The following is a 7,431-nucleotide window of genomic DNA, read 5'->3' as shown; positions in this document are numbered from 1 at the left end:
TCTGGGCCGGCACCGGCAAAGTGCCCTCACGGGACCAGCGATACGCAGTCTGCGGATGCACACCCTGCGCCTTCGCCCACTCCCTTGAGGTTCATGCACCCGACGGTAACGACACTCACCCAAACGCACCATAACTCACAAGAGTGAACCAACAAGTCAACAGCCCACCACCCCTCCAGTCAGGCGACTTGGCGTACCGAGCGGCAGTTCTGACCGGTTCCGGAAGGAAGGACCGGACGGACAAGGCTGGGGATCCTCACTGAGCCCGTGGGGATCCCCGGCCGACGGGGTCAGCTCTAGCCGCGGAGCTTGCTCATTCGGGTGATCTCGGCGCTCCGCGAGCTGATGAGGGCAGCGGCCATAGGTCGAGATCGTCGGGTTCAAGGACACGGTCAAGTCGACCTGCCTGGGTGTCGAAGTGTCCGGCAAGCTGCTGGATGTGGGGCGAGCCGGGGAGAACTGCGGTGTGCCAAGCCCGGCTCGATCTGATTCGAGGCGTCTCTGGAGACGGCCGGCCCTGTCGGCAGACCCGAATAGCGTTCGCGGCGACCCGCCCCCGCGATGCCGTACAGCCACGGCAATGGCTCCCCACGCAGTTCCGACCAACGCCGCCACGCGGTAGTGAACACTTCCGCTGCGGCATCCTCGGCCTCACCCGCTGGCAGTCTCCTGCGCCGAAAACTCAAAACGGGCAGGTAGAACGATCTGTATGCCGTCTCAACACCGTCGCGATTGCACGGCACATCGGAAGACGCGGACTGGTAGTGCCTGCGGCCACAACGATCTTTGTGATCACGTCCCGGCCGGGTGCCCAGTCCACCACGATGTTGAGGAGCAGCATGTCCTTCGTGACGGATCCGGACTGACCTGTACCCGGGCCGACTGAAGCGCAACCACGCCGGGCACTTCCTCCTGCACCCCAAGACGGCAGAAGGGCGGCGCCCGCCCCTCCGAGAGTGGGAACCGCCTGTTCCCGGACCGCGAGATCCGGCGATCAGTGCACGCTGCGCAGATGTCCGCGGGCCGGCCTGCGCGGCTGTTCGGCCTCCTTGCGCGCCCTGATGCTACTGGCAGCCGCTTCTATGCGGTGGTTATCGCTGCCGCGCACATCTGGAGGTCGCGGTTCGGCAACAACCCTGCCTCCGCGATCTCCCCGCGTTACGTTCGCCGTCTTAGTCCAAGGGGGCACCATGAACAGACGTCCGATTCTCGCTCTCGTCCTGGCCGTGGCAGCACTGTCCGCGTGCACCAGCGAGAAGCCCGCCGGGGCGAAGCATTCCAGCCCGGCAACTGTGCCGTCCGCGAGCATCCCGGCGGTGCCGGGACCGGATGTGGCGCCAACAATGGAACTCGGCACATCCGCCGAGACCGTCGGCGTCAATGGGCAGGGACGCCTGGAGATCACTCCCATGACGGTGGTCTATCTGCCGCAGGGTGGCAGCCAAGAGCCGGAGAACGAGCTGTTCGCCCACGTGGTCGTCAAGCTGCGCCCGACAACTGCGGTCTCCGCGTCCCCGGCTGTGCCGATCAGTGGCGGGGGCTGGAGTTGGGTGGCGCCGAACAGGGAGGCCATTGAGCAGGGGAATGGTGCGGCCTTCAATGTCGTCGCTGGGTCGTTCAACCATGGCGGCGATGTCCAGCCCGGCACATTCGTTTTCGACGACGCGGTCTTCGACCTGACCAAGGCCCAAGCCGGTGGCACACTCCTGTACAACGACGGCGAGGGTCAGGCCTACCGCTGGAGGATGCCGGCGCAGGAGGCCGGGCCGCATGTCGAGAAGGTGAAGAAGGAGCTGGCACCGTAGACGCAGCGAAGCCTCCCACCCGCAGACGATCATCAGGAAGCCGGCCGGCAACCCACAAAACGCAGACGTCACCGTCGTCCGCGGGGTGGACAAGAGCCAGGTCTTCACTGACTGGGTGAAGACGACCTTGGCCGAGCAGAAGCCCGACGAGGAGCACCCGGACCTGACTGTCACGCAGTACGACGAGAAGGGGCAGCCGGCGCACCGCATCACGCTCAACCGCGCCCGGGTCACCCGCTGGGACGGCGCGGGCCTGGATGCGTCCAGTGGCGAGCCGGCAAAAGAGACCGTCACCATTGCCTACTCGGAGATCACCATCGAGTAGCACGCCGACGGCACTGACCCGGCTCGGGAAGTCCGCGCAGACCCGGGCGCAGTGGGGCCGGCCAGGCGTTTCGGCTGGGGAGGGGTGCTGGGATTCTGAGCGGGCAGACGTATGGCTGAGGGGATGTGGCTCGGTGTCGAGGCGGTGGGTGTGATGGCCAGGCCGGTTTGGAGGACGTTCTGTCGTTCGGGCTGGTGACTTCTCTGAACCAGCGATTACTTGGCCTGGGTGAGCAGCGGGCAAATGCCCCGCAGGGCAGGCGGGCGGAGGGGCGCCCGGGTGAGGTGGTGCCGGGGCCCGTCACTAGGCTCGGCGGCATGACCAGTGACCTCGGATTCACCTGCTCGTGCTGTGGTGCCCATCGTCCTGAGCTGCCGATGAACTACTCGGCCGACGCCCCAGCCGTGTGGGATCCAGTCTTCGCAGACGCCGACGACTGCCTGCTCTCACCGGACCAGTGTGTAATCCGTGCGCAGCACTACTTCGTCAAGGGTCTGATCGAGATACCGGTCATCGGCAGCGACGAGGTCTTTTCCTGGGGTGTCTGGGTCTCGCTCAGCTGCGAGAACTTCTCCCGCGTGGCAGACCTGTGGGACAGAGCAGGCCGCGAGGACGAGAAGCCACACTTCGCCTGGCTCACCACCGAACTGCCGGTCTACGTGCCCACGACCCTCAATCTCAAGACCCACGTGCACACCCGGCCGGTTGGTGAGCGCCCCTACGTCGAGCTCGAGCCCACCGACCACCCTCTCGCCCTCGAACAGCGCAAGGGGATCACTCTCGACCGCGTACGGGAGATCGCGGCAGCCGTGCTCCACTCCAGTGACAGCGACCAGCGGTGATGGCCGGCAGCTCTGTATCGCCGATCCCGGTCGTGCCTGCCGGCCTGAGCCGCAGGGCCCAGCGGTTCGTCGGGGTTGACGGCATCCGTGTCCCCGGACCCAACATTCGACGCCACCGCGACGCGTGGATCGGGCACGGCATCCCCGCTGCGGAGATCGACCGGGCCGAGGCCTTCCAGGATCGCTGGGGCGGCATCGCCCTCCCGCCGGCCCCGGCGTACGAGGGCGGCCCGCGCATCCTGAACTCCGGTTGTCCCAAGGGGTCGGCCGCGGAGGGCTGGTGGATCCCGGCCGGGAGCTGCCGGGTCTCCATGGCCTACGGATTCATGATCGGCCCCGAAGGCGCGTTCGGGATCGACGCTCACCGCTGGACACCCCTGCACACCAGCACAGACGGATGGGTGGAATCCCTGGCGCTGGCCGCCCATGCCGGACGCTGGGCCAAGACCATAACGAAGATCACCGGCAAGGCTGTCGAGTCCCTGGACCTCGGCGGGTACGAGCCGGTACCTGAAGTACAGGGCGTGACCGACACCTGGTGGCGGGGCAGCGACTCGCTGATTGCCCTCTACCGAGGCGAGGCCGTCGGTCTTGACGCTCCTCAGTGCCTCGAAGCTCACGTCTACGGCGGCCTCGACGAGTGGGGCCTTCACGGCGGCTGACCGCTCCACGTCTCCGCCGGGTCTGAGCACCTGGTTGGCCAGACCGGCCACGAGCGTGAGCTCCGACCACGTGGGGGATGCCGACCTGGCTCTGAGTGGATCACGGGTGTCGGTTGGGTCGCGCTCAGCCGGCAGTGCCCGCATCGGGCTGTGTCGGTGGCTGGTGACACTCTTACGGCGTGTTGATTCAGGGATACGACGACGGCCCGCTGGTTGCCGGGGAGCCGTTGCTGGCTCGCCCCGGCTTCTGGTCGAACTACCTCATGGCGATGTGCGGTGACGGGACGTGTGTTGAGCGTCCAGTTCCGGATTGGTTCGGCGATGACGGCGCTGATGCCGATGCCCTGTCCGAGACGCTTTTCGATCCCGAGCGCTGGCCCGTCTTCCGCGTGCCCGCCGCCGACGGTCCCGGAGTTGTGGTGATCCACCGCAACCTGGTCGGCGACTACGGCATCGACTACCTTCTCACCCACCCAGGCCGCAGCTACGCCCAGCAGATTGCCAACTGGGAAGGCCACTTGTCGGGGAGCGGGCTGGCATGGCAGGAACTGGTCCGAATCGCCGACACTCCGTCCTGCGCGGCCGAAGGGGTCCAGGACATGCCCGCACGACTCCTCCTGATCCTTCCGCTCTTCAACGACCTGGACATACCGGCGGCGGCACTGCCAAGAATCAGCACGGCACTGACTGAGGTGGGTGCCCCGCAAGCTACCGCCACCGCATCGGCGCAGCACCTGATCGGCCACCTGACGAGAAGGCCCTCGCACGATCCCAGGTGGGGATCACCGCTGAGCAACGGATAGAGAGAGTGGGCCGAGTTGCTGGCGTGGTTGCTCGTGAAGCGGTGTACGGCGCCGTCGCCATCACCCTGTGCATTGGGCGCGATACGCACCGCGAAGGCGCCGACCCGGCACCCAGCCGGGCCAGGGCGGTCTGCGGGGCCGCAGCGGCCATTGCCCGATCGCCGTGTATGAGCGGGCGCCGGCCACTACCGCGGACGCCGCGATCAGCACCACACTCACGAACGGATGACATACTCCCCGCCTACGATGCGGGTCCGGCAACCTGACCAGCCGCTCCGTCAGCGACATGCCCGCCACCCGGTGCGGCGGCAGAGTCTTGACGAGACACGGCATGGCAGACTGACGGCACAGTGAAGTTCCTTTGCAGGCAGACGACTTGGGAAGGTCATCTACATCAAAGGGGTTTCATTGCGTCAGGCACGGCCACCCCGCCCTGCGACGCTACAAGATCACGCGACTCCGCAACCGCCCTGCGCCGGGACCTGCCATGCGGAGCAGGTTCGATTCGATCCTCACACCTTGGAGGTTTTGATGCGTGCAGGCGTCGTTGTCGCCGCGCAGCCCGGTGTGGAGGACCTCGCCGTGCGGGCCGAGCAGTTGGGCTTGCACAGCTTCTGGGTCAACGACACCCCAATGGTCCACGGCGACCCCTTCGTCGCCTTGAGCCTGTGTGCGAAGGCCACCAGCCGCATCAGGCTCGGCATCGGCGTGACCTCACCGGCGCTGCGCTCGGCCCCGGCCGCCGCGAGCGGGCTCGCCAGCCTCAACGCTCTGGCACCGGGCCGGATCATCTGCGGAGTCGGCACCGGAAACACCGCGCGGCGCACCCTGGGCATGCGGCCGACCACGGCGGCCAGCCTGGAGAACTTCACCGTCGCACTACAGGACCTGTGCGCCGGACGTTCGACCGAGTACCGCGAAGGTGACCGGGTCCGCGACATCCGGTTCCTGCACGCCGGGTCGCACGTGAACACCGCCGACCCGATCGAGTTCGTCGTGGCCGCGCTGCTCGGACCGAAGGCCGCCACCGTCGCCGGCCGCCGCGGCACCGGCCTCATCTCCTTCGGCCTGCTGGACCCCACCGCCTGGCACGCGCTGCACGACACCCGCCGCCACGCCGCCCAGGGCACACCCCGCGCCCCCGACTCCCACGCGGACTCCTACGTGGTCACCTCGCTCCACCTACTCGACGAGGACGAGGACCCCCACGGCGACGCGGCCCGGGACGCGACGGGCCACCTCGTCCTGTCGCTGCTGGCCTTCGCCGCCGACACAGCCGCCGACACACCCGCCTTCGCCGGGCAACTCCGCCCCGAGGAACGCGAGGCGGTGCGGCGGCTCCTCGACCGGCGCGGCACCACCGCCACCGCACCGAACCGGCACACCAAGCTCTACCCCAACTACCTCGGACGCATCGCACCGCAGGACCGGGACCTGGTTCTGCCCTCGCTGATGAACACCCTGGCCCTGGTCGGCACCCGCGACGACCTCCTCGCCCGTATCACCACCCTGGAACAGGCTGGCGTCGACGAACTCCTCATCCAGCCGGTGATCGACCCGTCCACCGAGATGGCCCTGCTCGCGAAACTCCTCACCTGAGAGAGGTATTGAACGGCTGCGAGCTGCAATGTGACGCTCCTGCGACGGCCGGGCCACTAGGGAAGGGCAGGATCATCAGGGATGCGGCGGCGGCAGTGATAATCGATCTCTTCCTCATGAGTCATCCCCTGTTGAACGAATGACTGGTTTAAGGCTTTGTCTTGAGCCGCTCTCGCGAGTGTGACAACGCGGACCTGTGTCACCTCTTTCCACGCTAGTTCGCCCCAGCCGAGGTAGCGCGCGGTCGTGAGGTGAGCCTCTTCGGCGCCACGGGCGTCCTGCTCTTGGCCAACATGCTCCGCCAGCCCCACCACCCGATCTGCTGTGCGGTACGACTTCCCTGATCTGCGCCGAAACACGGGTGAACCACGCGCTGAATAGCACAGGCACAGTGCGGTTTCACTGGTCCACGACACTGATGTCGTTGGTCAGCGCATCTGGGTAGTGGTGATGTTTGTGACTTGGGGTTTCGCAGTTTGGTTGAGCGGCTTGGTGGTACCGGTGGGTAGCTGCATCTGTGCTGGGTCGGGGGCGTCGGCCGTCTGGTCTGGGTGATTCTCGGTCTGGGGTGTGGCTGTGCAGGTTGTTTGGTCGTGTGCGCAGTTCCGCTGGTCCTCGGGATGTGGCCAAGGGTGGGGTGCCGGTTCGGGCTGTGGTCGCGGCCAGGGGGGAGGGAGGGACTGGTGGTTGGTGTTCACGGCCCGTCCGGGACGCCGAGCGGCGCGGTGAACCGCGACTGCCAGCCATCCTCCGTCAGCACCACCAGCTGGACCGCCGCCGCACGGGTGCGCAGCGGTAGCAGGCTGTCGATCGCAGCGTGGACATGGGCGGCAGCTGTCGGGTTGTCTGCACCCATTGCGACCGTGACATGGGCGGCGGGCCGCGCCCCGAAGCGGCCCGTGTACGGGCGCAACCCGGGCCACTGGGCGCGGAACGCGTCGACGATCGGTTGGAGCCCCGGAACGGTGACGGCGACGAAGCCGGACGACGCCGTCACGACCTCCTCCAATAGCAGATCAGCTGCCGGAAAACTCGCCGCCAGGGAACGCACGCTCTTCTCGTCCTGACCTGTCAGCGCCGATTCCGGCACGAACGGGTAGAGGAGCGAGACGTGCGCCGGCACCCCACGACGCACCAGAACCGGGTCGATACGCCACGCCGCATCGAGGAGCGGGGCGGCATCGGGCAAGACAATGACGACGGCAGTGGTCCCTGGCTCTGGCACTCCATCATCATCGCAGGCCAGGTATGGGTCCCGGCTTCGCCAGACTGAGTTCTTCGGGGTGCTTGGGGGTCTGGCTCTGGCTCAGGTTCGAGCCGGCCGCACCTGCGCACCACAGCCAGCCGGGTCCGCTCGGTGCCAGGGCAGGGCAGGGTAGTCGCGGCGGCCTGGCC

Annotated in this window: 8 protein-coding genes; 6 read left to right on the top strand and 2 right to left on the bottom strand. The window is 67.3% G+C overall.

What is annotated here, in order from left to right; all coding sequences use genetic code 11:
• Positions 1–1,190: 1,190 nt before the first annotated feature.
• The 5 genes from ABT123_RS33820 (at position 1,191) to ABT123_RS33800 (ending at position 4,437) form a co-directional block, all read left to right on the top strand.
• Positions 1,191–1,805 (top strand): hypothetical protein, encoded by a 615-nt coding sequence (locus ABT123_RS33820; RefSeq protein ID WP_351321780.1) that lies wholly within the window; start codon positions 1,191–1,193, stop codon positions 1,803–1,805.
• Positions 1,806–1,833: 28 nt separating this feature from the next.
• The gene (locus tag ABT123_RS33815; RefSeq protein ID WP_351321786.1) at positions 1,834–2,130 is read left to right on the top strand and encodes a phage tail protein; all 297 of its coding nucleotides are present in this window, start codon (positions 1,834–1,836) and stop codon (positions 2,128–2,130) included.
• A gap of 377 nt (positions 2,131–2,507) precedes the next feature.
• Positions 2,508–2,972 (top strand): DUF2199 domain-containing protein, encoded by a 465-nt coding sequence (locus ABT123_RS33810; protein WP_351321784.1) that lies wholly within the window; start codon positions 2,508–2,510, stop codon positions 2,970–2,972.
• Positions 2,972–3,634: a hypothetical protein gene (locus ABT123_RS33805; RefSeq protein ID WP_351321778.1), complete on the top strand. Its 663-nt coding sequence runs from the start codon at positions 2,972–2,974 to the stop codon at positions 3,632–3,634. The genes ABT123_RS33810 and ABT123_RS33805 overlap by 1 nt, the downstream gene beginning before the upstream one ends.
• A 179-nt stretch (positions 3,635–3,813) precedes the next feature.
• Positions 3,814–4,437, top strand: coding sequence for a hypothetical protein (locus ABT123_RS33800; protein ID WP_351321776.1), 624 nt, complete (start codon positions 3,814–3,816; stop codon positions 4,435–4,437).
• 60 nt (positions 4,438–4,497) lie between these two features.
• On the opposite strand, the gene ABT123_RS33795 is transcribed toward ABT123_RS33800, so the two are convergent.
• Positions 4,498–4,725: a transposase family protein gene (locus tag ABT123_RS33795; protein WP_351321774.1), complete on the bottom strand. Its 228-nt coding sequence runs from the start codon at positions 4,723–4,725 to the stop codon at positions 4,498–4,500.
• Positions 4,726–4,968: 243 nt separating this feature from the next.
• Here ABT123_RS33795 and ABT123_RS33790 point away from each other — a divergent pair, with 243 nt between their 5' ends.
• Positions 4,969–6,036: an LLM class flavin-dependent oxidoreductase gene (locus tag ABT123_RS33790; RefSeq protein ID WP_351321772.1), complete on the top strand. Its 1,068-nt coding sequence runs from the start codon at positions 4,969–4,971 to the stop codon at positions 6,034–6,036.
• A gap of 694 nt (positions 6,037–6,730) precedes the next feature.
• On the opposite strand, the gene ABT123_RS33785 is transcribed toward ABT123_RS33790, so the two are convergent.
• Positions 6,731–7,225, bottom strand: coding sequence for a 2'-5' RNA ligase family protein (locus ABT123_RS33785; RefSeq protein WP_351321770.1), 495 nt, complete (start codon positions 7,223–7,225; stop codon positions 6,731–6,733).
• Positions 7,226–7,431: the final 206 nt, after the last annotated feature.

The sequence above is a fragment of the Streptomyces sp. NPDC002054 genome (genome assembly GCF_040296685.1).
Taxonomy (GTDB): Bacteria; Actinomycetota; Actinomycetes; order Streptomycetales; family Streptomycetaceae; genus Streptomyces.
The sequence above is the reverse complement of the archived record's forward strand: the minus strand, read 5'-3'. Positions and strand labels throughout refer to the sequence as shown.